Source organism: Terrabacter sp. Ter38 (genome assembly GCF_024519435.1).
Taxonomy (GTDB): domain Bacteria; phylum Actinomycetota; class Actinomycetes; order Actinomycetales; family Dermatophilaceae; genus Terrabacter.
In genome coordinates, this window is the sequence record NZ_JALJRZ010000002.1 from 360,268 (window position 1) to 386,424 (window position 26,157).

The 26,157-nt window shown below is 73.2% G+C and carries 26 protein-coding genes; 15 read left to right on the forward strand and 11 right to left on the reverse strand.

What is annotated here, in order from left to right; all coding sequences use genetic code 11:
* Positions 1 to 197 precede the first annotated feature (197 nt).
* Positions 198 to 1,199 (forward strand): serine/threonine-protein kinase, encoded by a 1,002-nt coding sequence (locus tag NR112_RS06560; RefSeq protein WP_256793176.1) that lies wholly within the window; start codon positions 198 to 200, stop codon positions 1,197 to 1,199.
* 82 nt (positions 1,200 to 1,281) lie between these two features.
* On the forward strand, positions 1,282 to 1,932 hold the full coding sequence (locus NR112_RS06565) for an LON peptidase substrate-binding domain-containing protein (RefSeq protein ID WP_256793178.1): 651 nt from the start codon (positions 1,282 to 1,284) through the stop codon (positions 1,930 to 1,932).
* A 204-nt stretch (positions 1,933 to 2,136) separates the two neighbouring features.
* Here NR112_RS06565 and NR112_RS06570 read toward each other — a convergent pair whose 3' ends face one another.
* Positions 2,137 to 2,844 (reverse strand): M50 family metallopeptidase, encoded by a 708-nt coding sequence (locus NR112_RS06570; RefSeq protein WP_256793179.1) that lies wholly within the window; start codon positions 2,842 to 2,844, stop codon positions 2,137 to 2,139.
* Between the two features lie 145 nt (positions 2,845 to 2,989).
* Between NR112_RS06570 and NR112_RS06575 the strand changes: the two genes are divergently transcribed.
* Positions 2,990 to 3,835 carry a peptidase M10A and M12B matrixin and adamalysin gene (locus tag NR112_RS06575; protein ID WP_256793180.1) on the forward strand — a complete coding sequence of 282 codons (846 nt, stop codon included), beginning with the start codon at positions 2,990 to 2,992 and terminating at the stop codon, positions 3,833 to 3,835.
* 111 nt (positions 3,836 to 3,946) lie between these two features.
* Here NR112_RS06575 and NR112_RS06580 read toward each other — a convergent pair whose 3' ends face one another.
* Positions 3,947 to 4,882: a 2-dehydropantoate 2-reductase gene (locus NR112_RS06580; protein WP_256793181.1), complete on the reverse strand. Its 936-nt coding sequence runs from the start codon at positions 4,880 to 4,882 to the stop codon at positions 3,947 to 3,949.
* Between the two features lie 150 nt (positions 4,883 to 5,032).
* Between NR112_RS06580 and NR112_RS06585 the strand changes: the two genes are divergently transcribed.
* Genes NR112_RS06585 through NR112_RS06600 form a run of 4 tightly spaced genes read left to right on the forward strand, consistent with a single transcriptional unit; the run spans position 5,033 to position 9,590 of the window.
* Entirely contained in the window at positions 5,033 to 7,630 is a 2,598-nt protein-coding gene (locus NR112_RS06585; RefSeq protein WP_256793182.1) for a molybdopterin-dependent oxidoreductase, read from the forward strand.
* The gene (locus NR112_RS06590; protein WP_256793183.1) at positions 7,627 to 8,565 is read left to right on the forward strand and encodes a xanthine dehydrogenase family protein subunit M; all 939 of its coding nucleotides are present in this window, start codon (positions 7,627 to 7,629) and stop codon (positions 8,563 to 8,565) included. Before NR112_RS06585 ends, NR112_RS06590 begins: the two co-directional genes overlap by 4 nt.
* Before the next feature lie 9 nt (positions 8,566 to 8,574).
* Positions 8,575 to 9,099, forward strand: a complete 525-nt coding sequence (locus NR112_RS06595; RefSeq protein WP_256793184.1) for an EVE domain-containing protein — start codon at positions 8,575 to 8,577, stop codon at positions 9,097 to 9,099.
* On the forward strand, positions 9,063 to 9,590 hold the full coding sequence (locus NR112_RS06600) for a metallophosphoesterase family protein (RefSeq protein ID WP_256793185.1): 528 nt from the start codon (positions 9,063 to 9,065) through the stop codon (positions 9,588 to 9,590). The genes NR112_RS06595 and NR112_RS06600 overlap by 37 nt, the downstream gene beginning before the upstream one ends.
* A gap of 43 nt (positions 9,591 to 9,633) precedes the next feature.
* Here NR112_RS06600 and NR112_RS06605 read toward each other — a convergent pair whose 3' ends face one another.
* The 3 genes from NR112_RS06605 to NR112_RS06615 all read right to left on the reverse strand — a co-directional run bounded on the left by NR112_RS06605 (position 9,634) and on the right by NR112_RS06615 (position 12,011).
* The gene (locus tag NR112_RS06605) at positions 9,634 to 10,122 is read right to left on the reverse strand and encodes a DUF1269 domain-containing protein (RefSeq protein ID WP_256793186.1); all 489 of its coding nucleotides are present in this window, start codon (positions 10,120 to 10,122) and stop codon (positions 9,634 to 9,636) included.
* 159 nt (positions 10,123 to 10,281) lie between these two features.
* The gene (locus tag NR112_RS06610) at positions 10,282 to 10,779 is read right to left on the reverse strand and encodes a DUF427 domain-containing protein (protein WP_256793187.1); all 498 of its coding nucleotides are present in this window, start codon (positions 10,777 to 10,779) and stop codon (positions 10,282 to 10,284) included.
* A complete protein-coding gene (locus NR112_RS06615) occupies positions 10,776 to 12,011 on the reverse strand; it encodes a cysteine desulfurase-like protein (RefSeq protein ID WP_256793188.1) in 1,236 nt (411 codons plus the stop codon). The genes NR112_RS06610 and NR112_RS06615 overlap by 4 nt, the downstream gene beginning before the upstream one ends.
* Positions 12,012 to 12,136: 125 nt before the next feature.
* Here NR112_RS06615 and NR112_RS06620 point away from each other — a divergent pair, with 125 nt between their 5' ends.
* Positions 12,137 to 13,912, forward strand: coding sequence for an FAD-dependent oxidoreductase (locus NR112_RS06620; protein ID WP_256793189.1), 1,776 nt, complete (start codon positions 12,137 to 12,139; stop codon positions 13,910 to 13,912).
* Positions 13,905 to 15,284 (forward strand): adenylate/guanylate cyclase domain-containing protein, encoded by a 1,380-nt coding sequence (locus tag NR112_RS06625; protein WP_256793190.1) that lies wholly within the window; start codon positions 13,905 to 13,907, stop codon positions 15,282 to 15,284. The genes NR112_RS06620 and NR112_RS06625 overlap by 8 nt, the downstream gene beginning before the upstream one ends.
* A 58-nt stretch (positions 15,285 to 15,342) precedes the next feature.
* On the opposite strand, the gene NR112_RS06630 is transcribed toward NR112_RS06625, so the two are convergent.
* On the reverse strand, positions 15,343 to 16,758 hold the full coding sequence (locus NR112_RS06630) for an FAD-binding oxidoreductase (RefSeq protein WP_256793191.1): 1,416 nt from the start codon (positions 16,756 to 16,758) through the stop codon (positions 15,343 to 15,345).
* 205 nt (positions 16,759 to 16,963) lie between these two features.
* Here NR112_RS06630 and NR112_RS06635 point away from each other — a divergent pair, with 205 nt between their 5' ends.
* Entirely contained in the window at positions 16,964 to 17,488 is a 525-nt protein-coding gene (locus NR112_RS06635; protein ID WP_256793192.1) for a DinB family protein, read from the forward strand.
* 10 nt (positions 17,489 to 17,498) lie between these two features.
* Here NR112_RS06635 and NR112_RS06640 read toward each other — a convergent pair whose 3' ends face one another.
* Complete coding sequence (locus tag NR112_RS06640; RefSeq protein ID WP_256793193.1) at positions 17,499 to 17,903, reverse strand: hypothetical protein; 405 nt, start codon at positions 17,901 to 17,903, stop codon at positions 17,499 to 17,501.
* Between the two features lie 123 nt (positions 17,904 to 18,026).
* On the opposite strand from NR112_RS06640, the gene NR112_RS06645 reads away from it, so the two are divergent.
* On the forward strand, positions 18,027 to 18,851 hold the full coding sequence (locus tag NR112_RS06645; RefSeq protein ID WP_256793194.1) for a CPBP family intramembrane glutamic endopeptidase: 825 nt from the start codon (positions 18,027 to 18,029) through the stop codon (positions 18,849 to 18,851).
* 135 nt (positions 18,852 to 18,986) lie between these two features.
* On the opposite strand, the gene NR112_RS06650 is transcribed toward NR112_RS06645, so the two are convergent.
* The gene (locus NR112_RS06650; RefSeq protein WP_256793195.1) at positions 18,987 to 19,271 is read right to left on the reverse strand and encodes a hypothetical protein; all 285 of its coding nucleotides are present in this window, start codon (positions 19,269 to 19,271) and stop codon (positions 18,987 to 18,989) included.
* 132 nt (positions 19,272 to 19,403) lie between these two features.
* Positions 19,404 to 20,444 carry a LysR family transcriptional regulator gene (locus NR112_RS06655; RefSeq protein WP_306216823.1) on the reverse strand — a complete coding sequence of 347 codons (1,041 nt, stop codon included), beginning with the start codon at positions 20,442 to 20,444 and terminating at the stop codon, positions 19,404 to 19,406.
* Positions 20,445 to 20,680: 236 nt separating this feature from the next.
* On the opposite strand from NR112_RS06655, the gene NR112_RS06665 reads away from it, so the two are divergent.
* The 3 genes from NR112_RS06665 to NR112_RS06675 are packed head-to-tail and all read left to right on the forward strand — an operon-like array spanning position 20,681 to position 23,210.
* Positions 20,681 to 21,481, forward strand: a complete 801-nt coding sequence (locus NR112_RS06665; protein ID WP_256793196.1) for an alpha/beta hydrolase — start codon at positions 20,681 to 20,683, stop codon at positions 21,479 to 21,481.
* Between the two features lie 2 nt (positions 21,482 to 21,483).
* Positions 21,484 to 22,269: an oxidoreductase gene (locus NR112_RS06670; RefSeq protein WP_256793197.1), complete on the forward strand. Its 786-nt coding sequence runs from the start codon at positions 21,484 to 21,486 to the stop codon at positions 22,267 to 22,269.
* Positions 22,270 to 22,292: 23 nt separating this feature from the next.
* A complete protein-coding gene (locus NR112_RS06675) occupies positions 22,293 to 23,210 on the forward strand; it encodes an alpha/beta hydrolase (protein WP_256793198.1) in 918 nt (305 codons plus the stop codon).
* A gap of 55 nt (positions 23,211 to 23,265) precedes the next feature.
* On the opposite strand, the gene NR112_RS06680 is transcribed toward NR112_RS06675, so the two are convergent.
* Complete coding sequence (locus NR112_RS06680) at positions 23,266 to 24,618, reverse strand: S53 family peptidase (RefSeq protein ID WP_256793199.1); 1,353 nt, start codon at positions 24,616 to 24,618, stop codon at positions 23,266 to 23,268.
* A gap of 149 nt (positions 24,619 to 24,767) precedes the next feature.
* On the opposite strand from NR112_RS06680, the gene NR112_RS06685 reads away from it, so the two are divergent.
* Positions 24,768 to 25,283 carry a GNAT family N-acetyltransferase gene (locus tag NR112_RS06685; protein ID WP_256793200.1) on the forward strand — a complete coding sequence of 172 codons (516 nt, stop codon included), beginning with the start codon at positions 24,768 to 24,770 and terminating at the stop codon, positions 25,281 to 25,283.
* Here NR112_RS06685 and NR112_RS06690 read toward each other — a convergent pair.
* Entirely contained in the window at positions 25,250 to 26,098 is an 849-nt protein-coding gene (locus tag NR112_RS06690; RefSeq protein ID WP_256793201.1) for a hypothetical protein, read from the reverse strand. The genes NR112_RS06685 and NR112_RS06690 overlap by 34 nt on opposite strands.
* Between the last annotated feature and the right edge of the window lie 59 nt (positions 26,099 to 26,157).

Below are 26,157 nucleotides of genomic sequence, written 5' to 3' on the forward strand. Positions count from 1 at the left end.
CCGCCCAAAACGGGTGTTCGAGGCCCGGACCTCAGGGGTATGTAGGCGGGAGCCGTGCCCGGGGGCACGGTTCAGCAGAGACCCAAACCCGTGAATGCTCAATCATCTGCGGGTCCCGTACCATGACCGCTGACGAAGGCCCCTGAGATGTCATCTGACGTGCACCTTCAGTCCTTGGAGACCGAGGTGTGCCCGACATGAACCGCCTGCATGAAGGATTCGTGCTCGGCGAGCGCTACCACCTGGAGAGCCGCATCGCCTCCGGCGGGATGGCCGACGTCTGGGCAGGCACCGACTCCGTGCTCCGGCGTGAGGTCGCGGTCAAGGTCATGCGTCCCGACGCCGACCACGAGCGGCTCTTCGCGCTCCGCTTCCGCGACGAGGCCGTGCACTCGGCCGCTCTGATGCACACGAACATCGCGACGGTCTTCGACTACGGCGAGGACCAGGGCCTCGCCTTCCTCGTCATGGAGCTCGTCTCCGGTGAGCCGCTCTCGGCCGTGCTCAACCAGCGCGGCCCCCTTGCACCCGCCGAGGTCCGCTCGATCATGGGCCAGGCCGCGCTCGCGCTCGGCGTCGCCCACGAGGCCCGCGTCGTGCACCGCGACATCAAGCCGGCCAACATCATGGTCCGCGAGGACGGCCTCGTGAAGCTCACCGACTTCGGCATCGCACGTGCCCTCGACGCGTCCGGACACACTCAGCACGGCGAGATGCTCGGCACGCCCAACTACATCAGCCCCGAGCAGGCTCTCGGCCACGCGGCCACGGGCGCGAGCGACCTCTACGCCCTCGGCGTCGTCGGCCACGAGATGCTCGTGGGCAGGCGTCCCTTCGACCGCGGCACGCCCATCGCCACCGCGCTGAGCCATGTCAACGAGCCGCCCCCGCCGCTGCCCGACGACGTCCCCGAGGACCTGCGCGACCTCATCGCCGAGTGTCTCGAGAAGGACCCCGAGAAGCGTCCGGCCAATGCCGCCGCCGTCGCGGTGCGCCTCGGCCTCGGCGACCAGGAGCTGCGCGGCCTGGCCCTCGGTCTCGCGACGGCCATCAACGGCTCGCCCGCGGAGATGCTCGACGAGGTCGAGGAGCTCCACGGCGAGGTCCGCGACCCGGGGCAGCGCACCGGCTCGGGCCGGGCCGTGACCGCCGACCAGCTCGGCGCCACCCAGGCCATGCCGTCCGGCGTCCCGGACTGAGACTCGGGTCCGAGCCCCCGTCGGGCACCGAGGGCTCGACAGCCCACCTGCCACTTTGCAGTTCCGACCTAGGCTGGCCTTCATGGCGACCTTGCCGCTCTTTCCGCTCGGCACCGTGCTCGTGCCCGGTGCGCGGTTGCCGCTGCAGATCTTCGAACCGCGCTACATCCAGCTGCTCAAGGACCTGCTCGACGGCCAGGACGAGCGTCTGCCCGTCTTCGGGGTCATCGCGATCCGCGAGGGCTTCGAGGTGGGTGACGACGGCGTGCGGGCGCTGCACCCCGTCGGCTGCGGTGCCTTGCTCGTCCAGGCGGCAGCCCTGGAGGGTGAGCGTTTCCTCGCCGTCTCGGAGGGCACCGACCGCTTCCGCCTCGACGCCATCGACGAGTCCGCCGGCACCCCGTACACCACCGCCCGGGTCACCTGGCTGACCGAGCCCGACGGCGACGTCCCGGCCGTCGCCGTCCTCGCGGCGCGGCTGCGGGCCGAGCTGACCGCCTTCGGCGCGGCCACCGGGGCCGAGCCGGAGCTCCCCACCGACGACCGGTCGCTGGCGTATGCCGTCCCGGACACCGTGAGCCTCGACGTGTCCGACCGCCAGCGCCTCCTCGCAAGCAGCGACACGGAGTCCCGCCTGCGCCTCGGCATCCGGCTCGTCCGGCGCGAGCGGGAGTTCGCCTCAGCGCTGGGCGCGGTGGGCCGGGCGGCGATCCCACCCTTCAGCCTCAACTGACGCGGCGCCACGTTTTCCAGCGGGGCTCAGCCCGGCGGCATACCTGGACCCCCTGTATGCCGCCGGGCCGCGGCCGCGGTCATCCGTGCACCGGATGTGGCGTCCCCCGAGCCGTGCTGCAGGTGGCTCCCCCTGGCCCCACCCGAGCAGCGCTTACCCACTTCTCGGCGCGTCGAACATCAACGCCGCGGGGATCGTGCCGGCTCAGCGCAGGGTGGCGACGACCTCGCCGACGACGACCCACGTCGAGAGGGCGCACACGACGACGAACGAGAGGTTCCAGAAGGCGCGCGGCAGGGGGGTCAGGGAGGCGAGGACCCCCGGGTCGCTGCCGCTGCTGCGGTCCCGGAGCACGGCCACGAGATGGCGCCACCCCCCGACGACGAGCACGACGCCGAGCCCGACGAGCACCTGGGTCTGGAGCGCATCGTCGCGCCACCACCACAGGGCCGCCGAGCCGGCGATCGCGACGACCATGACGACGACGGTGAGCGCCGAGCGGACCCGGACGAGGGCGAAGAACAGCACGGCCAGGCCGGCCGTGATGACCGGGGCCGCCCAGCCTCGCTCGGCGGCCCAGACCATCGCGGCGCCGAGCAGCGCCGGCACCGGGTAGCCCGACCATGTCGACGCGACGCGACCGGTGCCGCGCACGGGACCTCGGGTCACGGCGTGGCCGGACATGTCGCCGCGGAGGACGAAGCCGGTGAACTGGCGGCCGACGAGGACCCCGACGACGGCGTGACCGAGCTCGTGCACGAGGGTGACGGCGAGACGGACGACCCGCCAGAGCGGCTCGACGGCGACGAGCACGAGCGCGACACCGAGGACGACGAGCAGGCGGGGCGCCGCGAGGGCGACGTCGGCGGTCGCCGGGACGACCCGGTCGCGCACGTGCTCGAACCACTCCACGGACGCAGAACCTAGCCGACGACCGTGTGGGCGCCCGACGCAGCGTCCCGCTGGGTACGGGATGAGGAGTCGCGCGTGAGGAGCCGGCTCTCGATCGAACGCTCTCGGGGCGACAGGACGGACGGTTCACGGCACCATGCACGACATGCGTCAGGGGTCCCTCGTCCGCGCACCCGGTCGGCACCGAGCCACCGGCGCGAGCGCGTCCCGTGGCCGCCGGCCCGTGTGGCTCGGCGCCGTGGTCCTCACCGTCCTGGCCGTCGTGGTCCCGCTGTGGCAGTGGCAGGCCAGACCGTTCGACTCGCGGCACGGCTTCGGTGTCGACTCGCCGCCCGCGGGCATCGGCGCGGCCCAGGAACCGCTCGGCGCTCCACCGACGATGCCCGGCGGCACGGGCGGCTACACGTTCATGCGGATGCAGGCCAACGGCACGGACCCGGTGGCCTACGACCCCTGCCGGCCGATCCACTTCACGACGAGCACCGTCGGTCTTCCCCCGGGCGGCGACGCCCTCGTGCGCGAGGCCGTGGCGACGATGTCGGAGGCGAGCGGGCTGCGCTTCGTCGACGACGGCCTGACCGACGAGGCGCCGGCGCCGGAGCGAGACCCCTACCAGCCCGACCGATACGGCGACCGCTGGGCGCCCGTCTACATCGCGTTCGCGACGCCCGACCAGATCCCGCGCCTCGCGGGCAGCACCGTCGGTCTCGGTGGGAGCACGCCGCGCGCGGCCGGCGACGGGGCCCTCGTCTACGTCACCGGCTCCGTCTGGCTCGATGCCACGGCCATGGACGACCTGCTCGCGGCGGGTCGCGAGGACTCCGCGCGGGCCGTCGTCGAGCACGAGATCGGTCACGTCCTCGGGCTCAACCACGTCTCCGACGGGTCCCAGCTGATGTCACTGACGGGTGGCACCGGTGCCGGACCGGCCGACGGGGACCTGCGCGGGCTGGCGATCCTCGGCCGCGGGGTGTGTCGCCCCGACCTCTGACCGTCCCGACCACATCGCGCCCACATCGCGCCCACATCGCGCCCACATCGCGCCCACATCGCGCCCACATCGCGCCCACCGAGGGCGTACGCCAGGAGTGGGGTCCAGCGGTCAGCCGAGCAACGCTGCGGGGTGGCGTGACGTGAGCACCTCGAGGAGCAGCCGGTGCAGCGGGACGTCGACACCGGACTCGCCGGCGAGGCGCACGACGGCGCCCGTCCACGCGTCGAGCTCCGACGGCCTGCCCTCGAGCAGGTCGCGCTGGAGCGAGGTCGTCGCGTCGGCCGGCTGGTCGTCGACAAAGGCGATCGTGCCCTCGACGATCCCTTCGGGCAGGCGTATGCCGCGGGCCCGGGCCAGCGACTCGACCTCCCGCATCGCGTCCTGCAGCAGCACCCGGCGCGGCGCGTGCGAGCGGAGCTCGCCGATGGTCGCGTCGAGGGCGGCGCCGAGCCCACCGAAGGGCACGACGAAGAGCATCTTCGACCACAGCTCGGCCCAGATGTCGTCGGGCACGGGCGAGACGGCGCCGGACGCCGTGACGGCGGCGCGCAGCCGCGTGACCCGGTCGGACGTGGCGCCGGGAGTGGCCGACCACTCGTCGAAGGCCAGCGAGGCCGGACCACCGGCGTGCGTGATGCGGCCGGGACCGTCGATGAACGCGAAGATCTTGGCGATGCCGGGCAGCACGACGGCGCGTCCGACGAGGCCTGCGACCTGGTCGGGCGCCTCGACGCCGTTCTGGGTGGTGACGACGGCCGTGTCCGGGCCGACGAGCGAGGGCAGCGCCTCGAGGACCGGTGGGAGCTGCCACGTCTTGACGGCGAGGAGGACCACGTCGACGACCCCGATGGAGGCCACGTCGTCGGTGACCCGCGCGGGCTCGACGGTCACGTCCCCCGCGACGCTCGTCACGACGAGGCCGTGGTCGCGGATGGCCTCGAGATGGGGACCCCGCGCGACGAAGGTGACGTCGTGCCCGGACGCCGCGAGCCGCCCTCCGAAGTAGCCGCCGATCCCGCCCGTGCCCAGCACCGCGATGCGCATGACCACACTCTCCTAGTCACCCGGCTCGGCTCGTCGGGGCCACGCGTCGGCCTCGAGCACGAGCCCTCGACACCATCATCGCGCCGGGGCCGGTCCGGAGGTAGCGTCGTGGCGCACCGTCTCGTCGAGACGCAGCCGCAGGAGGCCCTCATGGAGCTCACCACCACGGTCAACGACGAGGCGCGGGTGATCGACGTCGACGGCACGGAGTCGGCGCTGGACGTCGTGCGCGACGGACTCGGCCTGACCGGCACGAAGCTCGTCTGCGGCAGCGGGGTGTGCGGTGCGTGCACGATGCTCGTCGACCGCGAACCGCTGCTCGGCTGCCTCACCCCCGCCACCCGGTTGCGCGGCGCGAGCGTCACGACCGTCGAGGGCCTCGCCGACGGCGAGGACCTCCACCCCGTCCAGCGGGCCTTCGCCCACCACGACGGGCTCCAGTGCGGCTACTGCACGCCGGGGTTCGTCGTCGAGGCGGTCGCCTTCCACGACCGGTGGCGGCCCGAGCACGGTGCCGACGAGCCGGACGGCCCGAGCCGCGAGGTCATCGCCGAGGCGCTCGCCGGCCACCTGTGCCGGTGCGGTTCCTACGAAGGCATCTACCGTGCCGTCGCCGCCGCGTGCCGCGGTGAGCACGACGGCGGGGTCGGCGACGTGGAGCGCGTCGACGCCCCCGCCAAGGTCACCGGCGCCGCCGTCTACACGACCGACGTCGTCCTGCCCGGCATGATGCACGCTGCGATCCGGCGCTCCGACGTGGCGGCCGGCACGGTCGGCCCGATCCGCTTCCCCGACGGCGTCGTCGGCCTCGACGTCCTCGGCGACGACCGGCGCGTGCGCTGGGCCGGGCAGCCGATCGCCGTCGTCGCGGCGGAGTCCCTCGCCGAGGCGCGCCGGATCGCGCGGGAGCTCGTCGTGCCGGTGACGGTCCACGACTTCGTGCTCGATCCCGAGGTGGCCGTACGCCCGGGTGCCCCGCTCGTCTACCCGACCCGGGGCGAGCGGAAGGCGGCGCCCTCCGCCGGCGAGGGCGGGTCGATGCCGGCACCCTGGGACGGCAACCGCCACGGGCCCTCGCGCAGCCCCTTCCTCGGCACGCTCGCCAAACGTCGCGTCGGCGCCGCGCGCGCTGCCGGGAGACGTTGCCTCGTCGAGCTGGAGTTCCACACCGCCGCCCAGCTGCACACGGCGTTCGAGCCGCACGCCTGCGTCGCCGACTGGACCGACCCACAGCACCTGCGAGTCTGGCTCAGCACCCAGGGCGTGGACCTCATGCGGTACGCCATCGCCGACCGTTTCGACCTCGACCCCGCGCAGGTGGAGGTCGTCGCCGAGCACGTCGGCGGTGGGTTCGGGGCCAAGCTCTCGCTCACGACGGAGGCCACGAGTGCGATCTCCCTGAGCCGCCTCGCGCGTCGACCCGTACGGCTCGTGCTCGACCGGCACGAGGAGCTGACCGGCACCGGCAACCGTCCGGGGAGCCGGTCGCGCGTCTCCATGCTCGTCGACGACGACACGCAGGCCGTCAGGGCGCTCGTCGTCGACACCGACAGCCACGCGGGCGTCGCCATCGGCAACAGCGTGGCCGCCCTCTCGATGCTCCTCTACGAGCGCACGCCCCGGCTGGCCCGCGACGTCGACGTCGTGACGAACGCGCCACCCGGAGCGCCGTTCCGGGGACCCGGCGGCCCGACGAGCGCCTGGTCGCTCGAGCAGACCGTCGACGAGGTCGCGCACCGCTTCGGCCGCGACCCGATCGCATTGCGCGCCCAGTGGGACGGCAACCAGAAGCGTCAGGCGCTCTACCGCTGGGCCAGTGCGCTGCCGACCTGGGAGCGGCGACCCGCCACGGGCAGCCAGTCCGGGCGTTTCCGGCGCGGCGTCGGTGTGGCTGCCGGCAACTGGATCTACCTCGTCGACCCCGACTGCGAGGTCGTCGTGTCCGTCGAGGCCGGTCACCTGGTCGCGTCGACGGCGGCGCAGGACATGGGGACCGGGAGCCGCACGGTCGTCGCCCGGGCGGTGGCAGGTGTCTTCGACGTCGACCCGTCCCACGTCGAGGTCCGGCTCGGCCGCTCCCACGGCGGCACGTCCCACGGCCCGGCGTCCGGGGGCAGCCGCACGACGGTGTCGCTGTGGTCGACCGCCGTCGAGGCGGCGACCAGCCTCCGGGACCGGGTCGGCACCGACCTCGACCGTGCCCCAGACGGCGCGTCGGCGACGGCGAAGCGCGGGGGCGACCGAGGCCTGCGAGCCGTCCCGATGACGATGAACGGCATCCAGGTCGGCCGCGGCTTCTCGGCGGCCCTGCACGTCACCGAGGTCGAGGTGGACACCCGCACCGGGAAGACCCGCGTGCTCCGTGTCCACGGCGGCATCGCCGTCGGCCGCATCCACGCACCGGTCCTGGCCCGGAGCCAGTGCGAGGGCTCGATCATCCAGGGCATCGGGCTCGCGCTCTACGAGAACCAGGTCCTCGACCCGCACACCGGCCTCACCCTGACCGCCAACCTCGAGGACTACCGGATCCCCCAGCTCGGCGACACCCCGGAGATCGACATCCACTTCCACGAGGAGGGCTGGGACCGCGTGCCCGGCGGTGGGGTCGGCCTCGGCGAGGTCGCCACCGTCAGCCCTGCCGCCTCCGTGGGAAACGCGATCTTCAACGCGACGGGCTGGCGACCGCTGACGCTCCCGGTACGACCCGACCGACTGCTCGAGGGACTCCGCTCGGAGGTCACGCGATGAGCCTCACGATCCTCACGGCATACGACGAGCGGCCTGACGGCACAGGCGATCTCGTCTACCGAGCCGGCGGCACCGACCTCCAGGAGCGGCTGCGCACGACCGGCGCCACGCCGCACGTTCTCGACCTGACGGGGGTGCCCGGCTTCGCCGCGGTCGAGCGCACCGACGCGGGCACGACCCTCGGCGCCGGCGTCACCGTGGCCACGGTGGCTCGCGATCTCGCGACCGACTACCCGGCGCTCGCGCTCACGGCCGCAGGCCTGGCCACGCCCCAGGTGCGTGCCGCCGCGACGATCGGTGGCAACCTGCTCCAGCGCACCCGCTGCTGGTACTTCCGGCACCCTCACACGTCGTGCTTCAAGTCGGGCGGCGACGGCTGCCCCGCGCGCGACGGGCGCCACCTCTACGGCGTCGCCTTCGACACCGCCCCGTGCGTCCACCCGCACCCGTCGTCCCTCGCGATGGCACTGCTGACGTATGCCGCCACCGTCGACACGACGCACCGTGACGGTCTCGGCGTGGGCGACGTGCTCGGCGACGGGTCCGACCCCACCCGTGACCACCTGCTCGCCGACGACGAGGTGCTGACCCGCGTCACCCTGCCGCCTCCGGCTGCGGGCGAGCGGGCCGCCTACGTCCGCTCGATCAGCCGGTTCGAGGCCGAGTGGCCGCTCGTCGAGGCTGTCGTCCGCATCGTCCGCGACGCGGCCGGCACGGTCACGTCGTGCGGTGTCGCGATCGGCGGCGTGGCGCCCGTTCCCCTGCGGCTCGGTGCCGTCGAGGAACTGCTGACCGGCTCGACGCTCGACGACGGCACGGTCGCCGCGGGCGCGCACCTGGCGACCGAGGGCGCGAGCCCGCTGCCGGAGACGGGCTACAAGGTGCAGCTCGTCGAGGCCACGGTCCTCGAGGTGCTCGAGCGTGTCCGCGGGTAGGAGTCGTGCATGGCGAGAGGCAGGAGCACCGGGAGGTCCGTCGAGCGCGAGCGCCTCGGGGCGTGGGTGCTCAAGTGCAACCCCTCGCTCTGGGACCTGCGGGCCCTGCTTGGGTCCGGCGAGCGACGCCTGACCTCGTGGGCCGTGCACCCGAGCTACCGCACGCGGCTCGTCGCTCCCGGGGACAAGGTGCTCTTCTGGGTCTCTGGCGACGGTCGTGACGGCCTGAGCCGCGGGGTGTGGGGACTCGGCCATGCCGTGGCGCAGGTCGAGCCCTGGGTGGAGTCCACCCAGGCCTGGTGGCGCACCGCATCGGACGCGCACGCCGTGCGTGAGCGGGTCGAGATCGACGTCGCGCTGCTCGACGACCCGGTCGAGGACGCGGAGCTGAGGGCGGCGGGCATCGACGGTCTCGAGGTGCAGGGCCAGCCCTTCATGGCCAACCCGTCGTTCGTCTCGGCCGAGCAGCTCGGCGAGCTGCTGCCCCTGCTGCCCCCGTGGCCGACGACACCAGCGGGCGGGGGTCGGTCGTGAGGGTCCTCGTCGTCTCCGACACGCACGCGCCACGCCACTGGAAGGCCTGCCCGCCGGCGCTGCTCCCGCACCTCGCGTCGGCCGACGTCATCCTGCACGCCGGGGACGTCTGCACGCCCGACGTCCTCGACCTGCTCGCATCGTTCGCGCCGGTGCACGTCGTCATGGGCAACAACGACGTCGCGGAGGTCGCCGCGTGGGGCGCACCCGAGACGCTCGAGGTCGACCTGGACGGGCTGCGCGTCGGGATGATCCACGACAGCGGGCAGCGCCAGGGGCGCACCGCGCGGATGCGGCGGCGCTTCCCGACGGCCGACCTCGTCGTCTTCGGGCACTCGCACATCCCGCTCGACGAGACCGGCGACGGCGTCCGCATCCTCAACCCGGGGTCGCCGACCGACCGTCGGCGTCAGCCCGCCGGGACCTTCGCCTGGCTCGACGTGCGCGACGGACAGCTCGTCGACGCCCGGATCGAGCAGCTGCCGCGCTGATCCCCGGCCCGACGGCCGCGGTCAGCGACCCCGGAAGGTCTGGTCAGCGACCCCCGAAGGTCTCGAGCAGCATCTGGCGCTCGCCCTCGGTGAGGTTGGTGGTGATGAGCTTGCTGTGGATCCCGCGGAGCCGCTCGCCCACGCGGTCGAGGTCGCCGTTCTCGGTGACGACGAAGAGCGCCGACGTGCCCGGGGTCAGCTCCGTGCGGATCGTCTCCAGCTGCTCCTTCGTGATGCCGGCGTCCTCGGTCATCTTGCTGATCGCCCCGATGGCCGCGCCGACGACGCCGCCCACGACGGGAACGAAGAACAGCGCGCCGACGAGCACTCCCCAGAGCGCGCCCCAGCCCGTGCCTCGCCACTTGTCGTCGTTCCCGTGGCTCGTCTTGGGGTGCGGGTCCCCCGGGGGCCAGGTGACGACGGCGTGGTCGATGACCTTGAGGAAACCCTCCGCCTGACAGTCCTCGAGGACGGATTCGGCGTGGTCGGCGCCGTCGAGGTCGTCGAACTTCCATACCGTGAAGGCAGCCATGTCCTGCTCCTTTGCGTGGCGCCGTGGCGGGCCGGCCGTCCGGCGGTCGTTGCGGTCATGTCGTCGGGCTCCTGTGCGTCGCCGGACGCACGTCTCCCACCGACCACCCTGCCCCTCGGCGCGCCCGCGATCCTCCCCCTCTGAGGGTGAGGTCTGGCGTCACCAGCCCCGGGAGCCGGGGCCGCCCTTGAACGGACCCACGACGCGGTCGGTGATCCACCCGCCGTAGAAGCCGCCGTCCTGGGCCCGCACCTGCTCGCCGTCGACGAAGCACGCGTCGACGAGCCCCGGCATGACGGCGACGTGACCGGCGAGGACGGCATACGTGGGCACGGGGTCCGGATAGGTCCACGCCGCCCCGGCCGCCCGGCGCCCACCACCGACGACGTCGAGGTACGCCGCCTGGCCCTTCCACTCGCACACCGAGCTGCCCGCCACGGGGACGAGAGCGCCGTCGGCGAAGGCGTCGAGCGGCAGGTAGTAGGTCGGCGGGTGGCTCGTCTCCAGCACCCGGAGCGAGGCCCGGGTCCGCGCCACGACCTCCCCGCCGAGGTGCACCTCGACGAGCTCACCGCTCGGGTCGACGGCCGGTGGGCGCGGGTAGTCCCACACCGACTCCTGGCCGGGCCCCGCCGGGAGCGGCACCGGGCGACTCATCGCCCCACCCCGCAGATCTGCTCGAGGCCGGTCGCGAGCCGCTCGACGTCATCGGCGCTCGTGTAGGGAGCGAGCCCCATCCGCAGCCCTCCCGTGGTGCCGAGCCCCAGCGCGTGGCTCGCCTCCCACGCGTAGAAGTGCCCCGCGGGCGCGTTGACGCCGCGCTCGGCGAGGGCGACGCGCAGGTCCTGCGGGTCGTGGCCCTCCACCGTGACGAGGAGGGTCGGTGTCCGGTGCTGCGCGTTGCTGTGCGCCGTGAGCCCGGGGACGGCGCGCAGCCGCGCCTCCAGCGTGGCGAGGAGGCCGTCCTCGTGCGCCTCGAGCGCGGCGAAGGAGGACACGAGTCGCTGACGGCGGGGCTGCGAGGGATCGGTGAGGGCGAGGTCGGCCAGGAAGTCGACGGCGGCGGCCGTGCCGGCGAGCAGCTCGTAGGGCAGCGTGCCGAGCTCGAACCGCTCGGGCACCGCGTCCGACGAGGGCACCAGCTTGGCGGGGTGCAGCGTCTCGAGGAGGGCGGGCGTGGCGGCGAGGACGCCGTGGTGCGGGCCGAGGAACTTGTAGGGCGAGCAGACCCAGAAGTCCGCGCCGCTCGCAGGCACGTCGGTGAGCACGTGCGCGGTCGCGTGGACGCCGTCGACCCAGACGAGGGCACCCGCCGCGTGGGCGATCTCGGCGATGGCGGGGAGGTCGGGGCGCGTGCCGATGAGGTTGGACGCCGCGGTCACCGCGACGAGACGCGTGCGCTCGCCGACGACCGCGGCGACCGCGTCGGGGCTGAGCTCGCCGGTGGCCGGGTCGAACTCGGCCCAGCGCACTGTGGCGCCACGGGCCTCGGCCGCGAGCACCCACGGCCGGATGTTGGCGTCGTGGTCGAGGCGGCTGACGACGACCTCGTCGCCGGGCCCCCAGACCGCCGACAGCGTGCGGGCGAGGTGGAAGGTCAGCTCGGTGGCCGAGCGGCCGAAGACGACGCCACCCGGGTCGACCGCCAGCAGGTCACCCATCGCGGCACGGGCCTCGACGACGACGCGCTCGGCACGCCGTTCGGCAGCCGTGACGGTGCCGCGGTTCGAGATGGCCGAGGTGAGCGTCTCGACGACCGCCGTCGCGACGGTGTCGGGCACCTGTGACCCGCCGGGGCCGTCGAAGTGCGCGGCCCCTTCGTGCAGCGCGGGGAAGTGCCAACGGATCCGGTCGACGTCGTACGCGGTGGGTGGTCCCAGTGGTGCCATGGCCCCATCTTGGCCGAGAGGCGAGCAGATCGTCCGTTCGGACCCGCTGGCGGGCGGACCGTCCTACCGTCGAGAGAGGGGTGGTCGCACGTCGTCCTGCCCGCACGCTGCACCAGGGGTTTTCCATGACCCGTCCTCTCCTGCTCGTCGTCGACCACGACCTCGACGCACTGGCCCGGACCGAGGCTGAGCTGGCCCGGCGCTTCGGCGCGGACTTCCGGGTGCGTGGTGAGTCCGACAGCGCCGTCGCCCTGCACCACGTCGAGCTCGCGGCCGAGCGACGCGACCCCGTCGCCCTCGTCCTCGCCGACCCGTGGCTGCCCGGCCTCGGGGGCGCCGAGCTGCTGCGGTCGGTGCGCACCCTGCACCCGGACGCAGCCCGCGCCCTGCTCGTGCCGTGGGGCGCCTGGGCCGACGGGCGCACGGCGGCGGCGATCCTGCGCGGCATGTCCCTCGGCGACATCGACTACTACGTGCTCCAGCCGTGGACCTCGCCGGACGAGCTCTTCTGCCGCACCGTCTCGGAGTTCGTCCAGGTCTGGTCGCGCACCGTCGCCAACCGCCGGCGCGAGGTGGTCGTCGTCGGCGCGGCCCGCGACCCGCGGGGTCATGCCGTGCGGACCCTCCTGACCCGCAACGGGATCCCGCACGCGTACCTCGATCGCGGCTCGACCGAGGCGGTGGACCTGCTCGGGGAGATCGAGGCCCCGCGACCGGACGACGCGGACGGGCCGCTCGTCCTCTGGCTCGCGGCGCTGGGCGGCCGGGTCCTGCTCGACCCGACCGACGTCGAGATCTGTCAGGCCTGGGGCATCGGGACCGACCTCTCGGTGCCTCGTGGCGACGGGGGCCGCGACGAGGTGCGCGATGTCGACCTGCTCGTCGTCGGCGCCGGGCCGGCCGGTCTCGCGGCCGGGGTCTACGGCTCGTCGGAGGGGCTGTCCGTGGTCTGCGTCGAGGAGCACGCGCTCGGGGGCCAGGCCGGCACGAGCTCGCTCATCCGCAACTACCTCGGCTTCTCGCGGGGGGTCTCCGGCGCGGAGCTGGCCCAGCGAGGCTTCCAGCAGGCGTGGGTCTTCGGCGCGCGGTTCGTCCTGACGCGACGCGTCACGGCGATCGACCGGACCACCGACGCGGACGGGTCCTCGTGGTTCGTGGTCACCGTCTCCGACGTGGGCGACGTGCGGGCACGCGCGGTGCTGCTCGCCACCGGGGTGGCCTACCGGCGCCTCGGGGTGCCGTCGCTCGAGGCGCTGAGCGGCTCCGGCGTCTACTACGGCGCGAACGTCTCCGAGGCGCACGGACTCGCCGGGGCGCACACCGTCATCGTGGGCGGCGGCAACTCGGCCGGGCAGGCGGCCCTCCACCTGCAGCGGTACGCCGCGGACGTGACCGTCGTGATCCGCACCCCGGACCTCTCGGCGACGATGTCGCGCTACCTCATCGACGAGATCGAGGCGTCGCCCACCATCACGGTCGTCCCGAACGCCGACGTCGTCGACGGGAGCGGCGACGGATGGCTGTCCGAGGTCGTCGTCGCCGACCGCACGACCGGCGACCGACGCTCGACCCCGGCGGACGGCCTCTTCGTGATGATCGGCGCGCAGCCCCACACCGCGTGGCTGCCCGAGGCGGTCGCCCGCGACCCCTGGGGCTTCCTGCGCACCGGTGCCGACGTGCGCGAGGCCGGCTGGAGTCTCGACCGACCCCCGTGCGCCCACGAGACCTCCGTGCCGGGCCTCTTCGCGGTCGGGGACGTGCGGGCGGGGTCGGTCAAGCGTGTCGCGTCGGCGGTCGGCGAGGGATCGGTCGTCGTGTCGGAGGTGCACCAGTACCTCTCGCTCGTCGAGGCGGCGTCGCGGTCGAGGAGTCCGGAAGCGCAGGCCGTCCCCGATGGCTGACGGACCGGGCGACGGACGGCCTGGAGCCCGGCGACGCGCAGCCATGGGCGCCGTCGCGCTGACGCTGCCGCTGATCGGCCTGGCCGTCCTGCGGCTCTCCGAGCAGCTCGACATGCAGTGGCAGCACGACCCGACCCACTTCTGGATGGTCCTCGGCGCGGCTCTGCTCAGTGCGCTGACGGCATACGGCACGGGGGCGGCAGCGGTGCGACGGGGCGACGTGCGCGTCATGTACGTCTCGCTCGCGTTCCTGTCCGCCTCGGGCTTCCTCGGTCTGCACGCCCTCGCGACGCCGCACGTGCTGCTCGACACCGCCTCCGCCGGGTTCAACATCTCCACCCCCGTCGGCATCGCCATCGGCTCGCTCTTCGCGGTGGCGTCGGTGCGCGAGGTCGACGCGGCGCGGGCCGCCGCGGAGATGCGCCGTGCGCGGATCCTGCGACTCGCCCTGCTCCTGCTGATGGTCGTGTGGGGCGTCGCCTCGCTGCTGCGGCTCGGGCCGTTCGGAGCAGGGCCGGGGCTCGCGCGCGACTCCCCGCCGATGGTCGTCGCGGGCGTCGTGTCGGTCGTGCTCTTCGGGGTGGCCGCCGTGACGTACGCACGCCTCTGGTGGCAGCGCGGTGGGCTGCTGCCCGCGGCGATGGCGTCGGCGATGGTCCTCCTCGCCGAGGCGATGGTCGCGATCGTCCTGGCCCCGAACTGGCACTACTCGTGGTGGGGCTGGCACGTGCTCATGCTCGCCGCGTTCGTGCTCGTCGCGTGGGGGGCGCAGCAGTCCTGGCACGAGGAGCGCTACGCCGCGCTCTACACGGCCGACACCGTGGCAGGGCGTCGCGAGATGTCGATCCTCTTCGCCGACCTCAAGGGCTTCACGACCTTCTCGGAGGGCCATGACCCGAGCGAGGTCACCGACATGCTCAACACCTACTTCACCGTCGCGATCCCGGCCGTCGTCAAGGCGCACGGCGGCACGATCGACCGCCTCATCGGCGACGCGATCATGGCGACCTTCAACCGCCTCGGCGACCAGCCGGACCACGCTCGCCGAGCCGCGCAGGCGGGCCTGGACCTGCAGGTCGAGACGACGCGGATCGCCGACCAGCACCCCGGCTGGCCCCGCTTCCGGGTCGGGATCAACAGCGGCGAGGTGCTCGTCAGCGTGCTCGGCAGCGAGGGCGGACGCACGCACACGGTCATCGGCGACGCCGTCAACGTGGCCTCGCGGATCGAGGGCCAGGCCCCCGTCGGACGCGTCGCCGTCACCGCCGACACGCTCGCGCTGCTGCCCGGCGCGACCACCGAGCCGCTCGGCGCCCTCGCCCTCAAGGGCAAGGGCGAGCCGGTGGAGGCCTTCGTCCTCGTGACCCTCTGACTCCGGTCGAGGTGATCGCGTGAGGCCTGTGGCTCACGCGATCACCTCGAACCAGCCGTCACTCGGTGACCGCGCCGTCCTCGAAGAGACGGGGGACTCGGTGGTTGGCGAGGAAGCGGTCGTCGGGGTCGTACGCCGACCGGATCCCCTTGAGCTGCAGCCACGCCGACTCGGTGTAACCCGTACGGGCGTCGACCTCGTTCTCGGCGAAGTTGAGGTAGCTGCGGCCCGTCGACCACGGCTCGAGCGAGCCGGTGAGCGTGTGGGCGTCCAGCTGCCCCTGCATCGCCAGCTCCGGCGTCGCCGCGATGGCGACGGCGAAGACGGCGTATGCCGCGTCGATCGTCGCGAGGGCGCCGTGGCCCTCGGGCGCGCGGCCGAGGGCGCCGCCGAGCTGGCGCAGCTCGGTCGAGAGCAGCGACGACGTCGAGCCGGGGCCGACCTGCTCGAGGAGCGTGTCGATCGTCGCGTCACCGAGCTCGCCGATGAGCGTGCCGTCCGAGACCGCGGGTGTCGGGCCCTCCGGGTCCATGTGCAGCCGGGTCAGCGACCGGGCCGGCACGCGGTCGAAGGTGTCGATCTCGGGTCCGAGCCCGCGCAGCATCCCGAGGACCCCGCGGGCCTCCGCGTCGCAGCCCAGCACCGCGCCGTCGATGACGACGAGGGACCGGCCGCGCAACGGCTCGGGGATCGCCGGCAGGGGCGGCACGTTGAGGAAGCGGAAGGCCGTCGTCACGGCGTCGGGCGCCTCGGGCGCCCAGTCGGCCCAGCGACGCAGCACGCGCTCGGCCTGGTCGCGGTCCCAGACGAGCATGCCGGCATACGCCGTCTCGATCGGGTAGAGGCGGAACTCGAGCGCGGTGACGACGCCGAAGTTGCCGCCGCCGCCCCGCAGCGCCCAGAAGAGCTCGACGTTCTGCGTCGCGTCGGCGCGCACGTGCTCGCCGTCCGCGGTGACGAGCTCGACGGCCGTGAGGCTGTTGGTGGCCAGGCCGAGCTTGCGGGCGTACCAGCCGATGCCACCACCGAGGCTGTAGCCGGCGATGCCGACGTCCGGCGAGCTGCCGTGCAGCGCCGCGAGCCGGTGGTCGGCCGCGGGCTCGGTCGCGTCGATCCACAGGGCGCCGCCCTCGACCCGGGCGATGCGGCGGGTCGCGTCGATGGTGACGCCGCGCATCCGCTCGGTGCGGACGAGGACGACGTCGTCGAGACCGCGCCCGACGAGCGGCCCGGCGTTGTGCCCGGTGCTCTGCGGGGCGACCCTCAGGCCGTCGGCAGCAGCCGCGCGGACGACGGCCTGGACGTCCGCGACGGTGTGCGGCAGGGCGACGGCGGCCGGGCGCTGGTCGAGGGCGACGTTCCACGGCAGGCGTGCCGCGTCGTAGCCGGGGTCGCCGGGGAGGTGGACCGCACCGTCGCAGAGTCCGGCGAGGCTCGGGGCCCGTCGGGCGGTGGGGGTCAGGGTGGTCGTCATTGCTGGTCTCCTGGGTCGGGGCGCCCGGCGTCGTTGCGTGTGGTGGGCGCGGGGGTTCAGAGACCGGGCGGCCCGTCCAGATACATCGGGTGGCAAAGGTCCGTTTCGTCCGGCCCGCCTCTGGTGCAAAGGATCCGGATCGGCGTGGTGCCGGCACGGCCGGAGGCTGTTTCGGCATCGGATGCATGCTGGTTAGGTGGACGACATGACGACCGACATCGCACGCGACCTGATGCTCGACGGCTTCGGCCGCATCCGAGACGGCCTGCCGGAGGTCGTCGACGGCCTCTCCGTCAACGAGCTGCTCTGGCGCCCCGACGCCGACGCGAACCACATCGCGTGGCTCGTCTGGCACCTCGCCCGACAGCAGGACGACCAGGTGTCCCGGCTCGCCGATGCCGACGACTCGGTGTGGCGCGGCGACGGCTGGGTCGAGCGGTTCGGGTTGCCCTACCCCGCGGACGTGCACGGCTGGAGCATGACCTCGGCCGACGTGGGCCGTTTCACCGTCGCCGACCCGGCTCTCTTCGCCGAGTACCACGCAGCGGTGCACGAGCGCACGGTCGAGCTCGTCGAGGAGCTCGACGACACGGCATACGCCCGCGTCGTCGACGCTCGCTGGGACCCGCCCGTCACGGTGGCGGTGCGCCTCGTCTCCGTCCTCGACGACGCGGCCAAGCACCTCGGTCAGGCCGAGTACCTCCGCGGGCTCGTCGTCCGCCGTCGCTGACGCGCTCCGTTCAGAAGCCGCCGAGCGCAGTCACGGCGGAGGGTGCCACGAGGAAGAGCAGGATGAAGGCCCAGCCGCCCGTGAGACGACGGCCCGTGGGCACCGTGTCGGCGACCCCGGGCGACGGGCCCGAGAGGAGCAGGAAGAGCGGGACGGCCACGACCGCGGCCGGGGAGAAGAGCGCCCAGAACCAGGCCCAGCGGCTGGCCCACCACGGCTGCGCGCCGTTGGACAGCAGGGCGACGGTGGCGAGCCAGAGCAGGAACCCCACCGCTGGCATCCACCCGGGCACGTGCCAACCGGCGAGCTTCTGCCCCGGGTCGAACCACGCCTCCGTCCCGATGCGCACACCGGGGTCGAGCGCGCGAAGCGTCTGCTCGACGTCCGCGGTCTCTGCCGGCGGGGCGGCCCGCATGCTGTGGTCCGGGGGTCGGCTGGGGTGTCTGTGACCCCGGTGGCAGGCGAGGTCGGGGCGCCGTGTCAGCACAGGTCCTGCACAGGTTGACGTGCGAAAATCGAGGTAATGAGCAGCCCAGCCGTGAGTCCCGTTGTCGCCGTCGCGTCCCCGACCGACGGCATCGTCACGACCTCCCGGAGCGTGCTGCACGACGGTGCCCCTGACCCGGTGCGGCGGCGTCGACTGACGCTCATCGCCCGCGGACGGCGCGCGCGTCTGGCCGCCACGGTGGCCGTCGTCTTCGCCCTCGCCGGCGTCAACGTCGCCAACCACGTGCTCGGCTGGGACACGATGTGGCTGGGCCCGGTCGGTGCCGTCGCCCTTCTGGCGTTCGCCCGGTGGCAGGGCCTGTCGTGGCACCAGCTCGGCCTGGCCCGGCACACCCACGCCCGCGGCATCCGTTGGGGCCTCGGTGTCATCGCCGTCGTCGGGCTCGTCTACCTCGTCGGCGTCCTGCTCCCGATGACACGCACGGCGTTCCTCGACGTGCGCTACCACCTGCCCCCGGCCGGTGCGCTGCTCACGGCCTTCGTCATGATCCCCGTGGGCACGATCCTGCTCGAGGAGGTCGCCTTCCGCTCCGTGCTCTGGGGCTTCCTCTCCCGGCACGCCCGGATGTGGCAGGTGCTCGCCGGGTCGTCCCTGCTCTTCGGCCTCTGGCACGTCCTCCCCGCCATGGCCTCGGCCACCGGCAACGAGGCGATCGGCTCCGCCGTCTCCGGGCTGGGCCCCTTCGCCAAGGTCGCCGTCGTCGGTGGCACCGTGCTCTTCACCGCGCTCGGTGGCGTCCTCGCCGGCGAGCTGCGCCGACGCAGCGGCAGCCTCTTCGCGAGCGTCGGGATGCACTGGGCGACGAACTCGCTCGGCGTGCTCTTCGGCGTCCTCGCCTGGCGCCTCGCCGCCTGACGCTGCGGCTTCACGCGCACCACCACGCACCATCTCGCACCAGGGAGCGTCGGCCCAGGGGTGCGCGCTGCGTCGACGAGTGCGCCGTGCAGGGCGCACCGATCGTGGCGAGGTGCACCGCCGACGCACATGCGTTCAGACGCCGGCGCCCGCCCCGGCGACGTGTGGGATGTACGTCTGGTCCGCGATCTCGTCACCGCACTGCGAGCAGCACCATCCGGTCTCGCGCTTGAGGTAGCTGTGTCCGGCCGAGCGGCAGGCCCGGCCCGGGACGGCGTCGTCCCAACGCGGCCCGGCGCCCGTCGGCCGGCCGGCGCGGACGTAGGCCGTGGCGAAGAGGGAGCCGACGAGGATGGTGAGAAGCGCGAGAGGCCAAGCCGCAGCCAGGGAGGCTGCTCCGTCGAGGATCACCGAGTTCATGTGGCGAACACTCCTCCGCGTCGTGCAAGACACCGTCGGACACACCGGCAAGAACTCCGCAAGAAGGGCGCAAGCCGCAGCACGGCAGACGGAGGTCCGCGCCTCGGAGGAGAGCTGGGTCCGGGATCTGGGTCAGGGGCCCGGTGCCATCTCCGCTGCCGCGGCCGTCGCCGGACCCGTCCCGTGCGCGCCCGGGTCGGCTGTGAGGACCTCCGCCCAGGCAGGGTCGTCATCCGGCAACCAGGCGGGGGCGTGTCTGCCGTCCCGACCTGAGGCCAGCCAGCCGAGGTCCTCGGCCGCGCCGACCGAGACCTCGATGAGGCGAGTCGTCGTCGCGTCCACGTCGTCCGCGCGCCAGGCGAGCGACCACGGGTAGTACGGCTGGATCTCGTCGGGCCAGGACATGTGCAGCCCCTCGGCGACGTACTTCTCCGCGTAGCTGAGGAACTCGAGGTAGTGGATGCTGTCGGGTGCCCATCGAACGTGCGAGAGGCAGTGACTGAAGGCGCCCGGTGTTCCGAGCCACTGCATCGTGAGACCGAGTCGTTGCTCCAGGGCGGTCAGGTACTGTCCGTGCGCGTTGTAGGTTCCGGAGCTGGGCGGGTCCCCGAAGACGTGCAACGGCCGGTCGCCGAACGACACCCGCCCCTGGTGCCCCTCCTCGTGTCGGCCCACGAGCACGAGGGGCTCGAGGCGCAGGAGCCGGTGGCGCCAGCCGGTGGGGTGTGCGACCTTCATCCGCGGCGTGACGCGCAGGATGGCGACGTCGAGCCGGCCCTGCAGGAGCGCGTTGAGCTGCGTGACGCTGTCCATGGCGTGCTCTCGCAGGGGGATCCCCGGCTCGGCGAGCCTGAAGGCGTCGGCGACGACCTGGCTCGTGGACAGCTCGAACACATGGGCGATGCTCACCCCCTCGGGTCGGGTCCGTGCGGACATCGAGTCCGCCAGCGCCAGGAGCCGACGGGCGTCCACGAGGAACCGCTCCCCTCGCGTCGTCAGGGTCACATGCCGGCTGTCCCGCACGAAGAGGGGTTCGCCGAGCTGGTCCTCGAGCTTGCGGATCTGCTTGGAGAGGGCCGGCTGGCTCACGTAGAGCCGTGCCGCTGCACGACCGAAGTGCAGCTCGTCGGCGACCGCCACGAAGTAGCGCACCAGTCGAAGCTCCAGGTCCATGCCGACGCCTCCGTGGAGGCCGTGGACTGGATGGGCGTAGCGGGGTGTCGGTCTCCGTCGCCCACGCTATCGAGCCGGCCGCTGCCGGAGGGGATCTCGCGGTTATCGATCCGTTCGGAACGGGTCTTGGACGTGTGGCGACGGCTGCGGCAAGACTCGGAACCGTCGCCGTCCCCTGCGACACCCGTGGACGGCCAGGAGGTCGCCCAGCCCGCATCTGCTTCGGAGGCACCCTCATGCAGCCAGCCCCGCGCCCCGTCATCTTCATCCACGGACTGTGGCTCCACCGGACCAGCTGGGCCCCGTGGGTCGAGGCCTTCGCTCAGGCGGGCTACTCGCCCACCGCGCCCGGGTGGCCTCACGAGGCCGAGACCGTGGCCGAGGCTCGCCAGCAGCCGGAGGCCGTCGCGGGTCTGGGCATCGACGACGTGACGAACCACTACGCGTCACTGATCGACGGGTCCTCGGAGCCGCCGGTCGTCATCGGTCACTCGTTCGGCGGGCTCATCGCCGAGAAGCTGCTGGGGCAGGGAAAGGCCGCCGCGGCGGTCGCCATCGACCCGGCGCAGATCAAGGGCGTCCTCCCGCTCCCGCTCGCCCAGCTCCGCGCCGGACTGCCGGCCCTCGGCAACCCCGCCAACCGCAACAAGGCGGTCTCGCTGACGGCCAAGGAGTTCCGCTTCGGCTTCGGGAACGCGGTGAGCGAGGAGGAGTCGGAGGCCCTCTACGAGAAGTGGAGCATCCCGTCACCCGCGAAGCCCCTGTTCCAGGCCGCGGCCGCCAACTTCTCGCTCCACTCGGAGGCGGCGGTCGACACCCGGAACGCCACGCGCGGGCCGCTCCTGCTGATCTCCGGCCTGAAGGACCACACGGTTCCCGACGCCGTCACCCGGTCGACGCTGAAGCAGTACCGCCACTCGACCGCGGTCACCGAGCTGCGTCAGTTCGAGGGTCGGGGTCACTCGCTGACGATCGACAGTGGCTGGAGCGAGATCGCCCAGGCCGTGCTGGCCTGGCTGCATGAGCAAGGCCTCTGAGCGTGGACCTCGGGCTGGCGGGGCAGGTCGCCGTCGTCACCGGTGCGAGCAAGGGGATCGGTCTCGCCATCACGAGCGTGCTGGCCGACGAGGGGGTCACGGTGGTGGCCGGCGCGCGCGAGACGTCGGCAGAGCTGGAGGCGTTGACCCGCACCGGGACGGTGACCTACGTCGCCGCCGACCTCGGTCAACCCGACGGGGTGGCCCACCTCGTCGACGCCGCTGCCGGGCGTGGACGTCTCGACATCCTCGTCAACAACGTCGGAGCGGTGACCCCGCGGCTGGACGGCTTCCTGGCCGTGACGGACGAGCAGTGGGCGACGACGTACACGCTCAACCTCATGGCCGCCGTGCGCACCACCCGCGCCGCCCTGCCGATGATGCTGGCTCGTGGCCGGGGCGTCATCGTGTGCACCAGCTCGGTCAACGCCGTCCTGGCCGACCCGGGCGTCATCGACTACAGCGCGGCCAAGGCGGCGTTGCGGAGCTTCTGCAAGTCCCTCTCGAAGGAACTGGGCCCGAAGGGGATCCGCGTCAACACCGTGAGCCCGGGGCCGGTCTCCACCGACCTCTGGCTGGGCGCCGGCGGGGTCGCCGCCGCGGTGTCCGCACGGCAGGGCACCGACCCTTCCGCCGTCGCCGCTGCTGCGGCCGGGGAGTCCGCCACTGGCCGCTTCACCCGGCCCAGCGAGGTGGCCAACCTGGTCGCCTTCCTGGCCAGCGACGTCGCGGGGAACATCACCGGAGCCGACGTCGCCATCGACGGCGGCCTCATCACCACCACCTGACCTCCGAGCACGAGGAGAACCACATGTCCAGCAACCGGTCCGGCATCGTGACCACCGCACCGCCCATCCCGTCGCCGGACCCCGGGGCTCGTCCCCGCCGGTCGTGGAGCGGACGCGGCGCGTCGGGCGTCCGGCGACGTTCGACGTGGCTCGCCGGCGTGGCGCTCGCCGCGCTCGTCGCTCTCCTGGCGGGGACCCCGGCTCAGGCCGGGCCTGCCTCGTCCGTGGCACGGCCGTCCGTAGCGGCAGGCCCCACCATCGTGCTCGTGCACGGCGCGTTCTCCGGTCCGTCATCGTGGAACGAGGTCGCCTCCGCGCTGCGCAAGGACGGCTACACCACGGTCGCCGTGACGTTGCCACTGTCCGGCACGGTCGACGACATCGCGACGGTCAGGGCGACCCTCGATGCGGTGCCCGGCCCCAAGGTCGTGGTCGGGCACTCCTACGGCGGCTTCGTCATCACCGACGCCACCGCCGGGCGCAGCGACGTGTCAGCGCTCGTCTACACGGCCGCCTTCGTCCCCGCACCCGGGGAGAGCATCATCGGGCTCGGCGCGGGCTATGCGCCGGCCGCCTTCCTGGCGCCCGGTCACCTCACCTTCGACAGCACCGGTCGCGCCACCATCACGTCGACGAGCTTCCGCGACGACTTCGCGCAGGACCTGAACCCCCGGCTCGCGGCCACGCTCGATCATGCGCAGACGCCCACGGATCTCAGCATCCTGTTCGCGCCGTCGGCCGAGGTCGCGTGGCCTGCCATCCCGTCCTGGTATGCCGTCTCCGGCGCCGACCGGGTCATCGACCCGGCCTTGCAGCGCTCCATGGCCGCCCGGGCCGGGGCGACCACGGTCACCTTCGACGACGCGAGTCACGCCGGCGGGTTCACGCACTACTCCGCCCGCTTCACCAAGCTCGTGGAGCAGGCTGCGGCGGGACGCTGACGGCGTGGCCACCCAGCGGAGCGCTGGGTGGCCACGACACGGCATACGCGATGGGTCAGTGGACGAGCTGCCCCACGAGGTTCGAGACGTCCGGTGAGCCGAGGCCGGTCGGGTCGTCGTAGCCGGCCTTCGCGTCGAGGCCCGGTCCCTGCCAGGCGTTGTTGCCCGACGTCACGTCGTGGAAGGCGAGCGCATGCGTTGCCCCCGTGCCGATCGCGTAGAGCGCCGGGTTGAGGGTGCCGAGACGGTGACCCGCCTGCTGGTCGGCGAGGGCGCCGATCGCGGCCCACTGCGGCGAGCCCGAGCTCGTGCCGCCGTAGAAGTAGAAACCGTTGTCGTCCGGGTTGGCGTTGAAGCCCTCGTAGACGAAGACCGACGTGTAGACCGATGCGTTGTAGGAGACGTCGGAGGTCGTACGCATCGCGTTGCCGTTGACGCCGGCCTGGTAGGCGGGCGCCGGGAAGATCGTGCTCGGGGCGCCGCCCGTCGCGCCGATCGGCCCGAGGGTGCAGCCGAACGGCTGGTGCACGGCGCACGACGCCTCGTCGCCCCAGACCGTCTCGCCCTCGTAGGCGCCGGAGTCGCTGGCGAAGAGGTTCGTGCCGCCCACCGCCGTGACGAGCGGGTCGGATGCCGGGTAGCCGGCCGCGAGGGCCGGGCCGCCGTTCGAGGCGCCGTCGTCGCCGGAGGAGGCGAAGAGCGAGATCCCCTTGGCCGCGGCCGCCGCGAAGTTCGCGTGCGACTGCTGGACCTGGAGGTTGTTGCCCTTGCCCTTGATCGCGGCCTCGTCGGCGCCGTAGCTCATCGACAGGACGTCGCCGAGGTCGTGGTCGACGGCGTACTTCACCGCGACGTTGAGCGCGTTGCCGTAGTTGTTCGGCGCGACGACGAGGTTGATCGTCGCGTCGGGCGCGATGGCGTGCGCCCACTGGACGTCGAGGCTCGTCTCCCCCGCCCAGCTGAGCGGCTGGCCCCGGTGGGCCGTGCTCGTCTGCGGCCGCCCGGCCGGGTAGTAGACGTTGAGGTCGGCCTTGGGCAGGCCGAACGTCTGGCTGAAGACGTCGAGGTCGCCGCGGACCGTCGGGCTGCCGTAGGCGTCGACGATGACGATGCGCTGTCCCTTGCCGGTCCACCCGTCGGGGACGTCGTACGCCTTGCGGATGAGTGCCGGGGTGTAGCAGGCGAGCCCGATCCCGGCCACGCACTGCGACGGCGTCGGCAGCGCGCCCGGCTTCGTGCCCGTGGAGAACTGCTTCGTCAGTGGGTGGACGGTGTAGACGATGTCGCTGCCGTCCGTGCCGGCGGCCGACGCCGCCGATCCGGCTGCGAAGGTCGTGCCGAGCGCGAGGGCGCTCGAGGCGAGCCCGACCCCCACGAGTGTCCTGCTGCGCCTGCTGTGTGTGCGCATGCTGCCCCTTCCCTGTAGCCCCCGAGGCGGCTCGCTCGAGCCGTCTCGGAACGTAGGTGCGGTTTCTGCGAACCGGCTGGGTGCACCCTGCCGGTCACCTGGGAGACGTCTCGGACGATGGTCGGCCCGCGGCTGCGACACTGGCGCGCATGGACGGCTTCACGATCCGGGCCGTGCGCCCGGACGACTACGAGCGACTCGGCGAGCTGACGGCCGCGGCCTACCTCGACGACGGGCTGCTCGACTACGGCGCGGCGGACCCCTACCTCGCCGTGCTCCGGGACGTCGGGCGTCGGGCCGAGCACGCAGAGGTCCTCGTCGCGGTCGACGACGCGGGCGCGGTCCTCGGCGGTGTCGCCTTCGTCGGTGCTCCCGGCCCGTTCGCCGACGTCGCGCGCGAGGGTGAGGCCGAGTTCCGCACGCTGGCCGTCGCCCCCGAGGGCCGTGGTCGCGGCGTCGGGACGGCCCTCGTCCGCGCGTGCATCGACCGGGCGCGGGCCCTCGGGCGCCGCCGCGTCGTGCTCTCGACCCAGCCGATGATGCACGCCGCCCACCGCGTCTACGAGCGCTTCGGCTTCACCCGCGCCCCCGAGCGCGACTGGTCACCGATCGACACGCTGACCCTGCTCGTCTACGAGCTCGAGCTCGAGACCGCCCGGGACTGAGCGTCGGCCGCCGACCGGGCGATGAGGTCGCGGACGGCCGCGACGATCGTCGGCTCGAGCTCGACGTGCGCCTCGAGCAGGCGCAGGAGCGTCGCCGCCGCGTGGGCGTTGCGCTCGTAGCCTGGCACGAGGTCGGCCAACGGCAGCAGGTCGGGACCGAAGCGCCGCTCGACGCCGCGGTCGACGACGAAGACGTCCTGCTGCGCGCCGCGCCCGAGCCCCAGGTGGCCCAGCACCGTGATCCAGCGGTCGACGGCATACCCCTGGATGAAGCGGGTCGCGGTCAGGCGCTCGCCGCGCAGGTCGCGGTGCAGCCCGACGTAGAGGTTGGTGATCGCCTCGCCCACCTCGTGCTCGAGCGAGGGCGGCTGGGGCAGTGAGGCTTTGGGGATCTCGAGGTCGGCCGGTGCGTCGGCGCGACTCCAGTGGATGCGGCCCGGCGGATAGCCTGCGGTCGCCAGGTCGGCGACGGCGAAGACGGCGTACTCGGCGAAGAGGTCGCCCTCGAGGAGCGCCTTGCGGCCGAGCTCGCTGTTCTCGAACGACCACACGACCGGGTGCGCGGCCTCGAGCCAGTCGATGTCGGCGATGTAACGGTCGCGCGTGGCCGTGTCGTCGACGACGACGAAGAAGTCGGCGTCCGAGTGGTCGTCGAGGCGGTGCAGGTCGCGGCCGACCGAGCCGAGGCCGAGGAGCGCGACGGCGTCGCCGCGGCGGTCGAGCTCGGCGCCGAGGCGGTCGAGGAAGGCGAGCAGGCGCTGCGGGACGGTGGGCGCAGTGCCGGGGGCGGCGGGCGGGATGGGGTTGGACGGCATACGTCGTCTCCTTGTCGGTGTGTCAGGGAGTCGACGTTTCAGCCCGCCCGGCCCGGGGG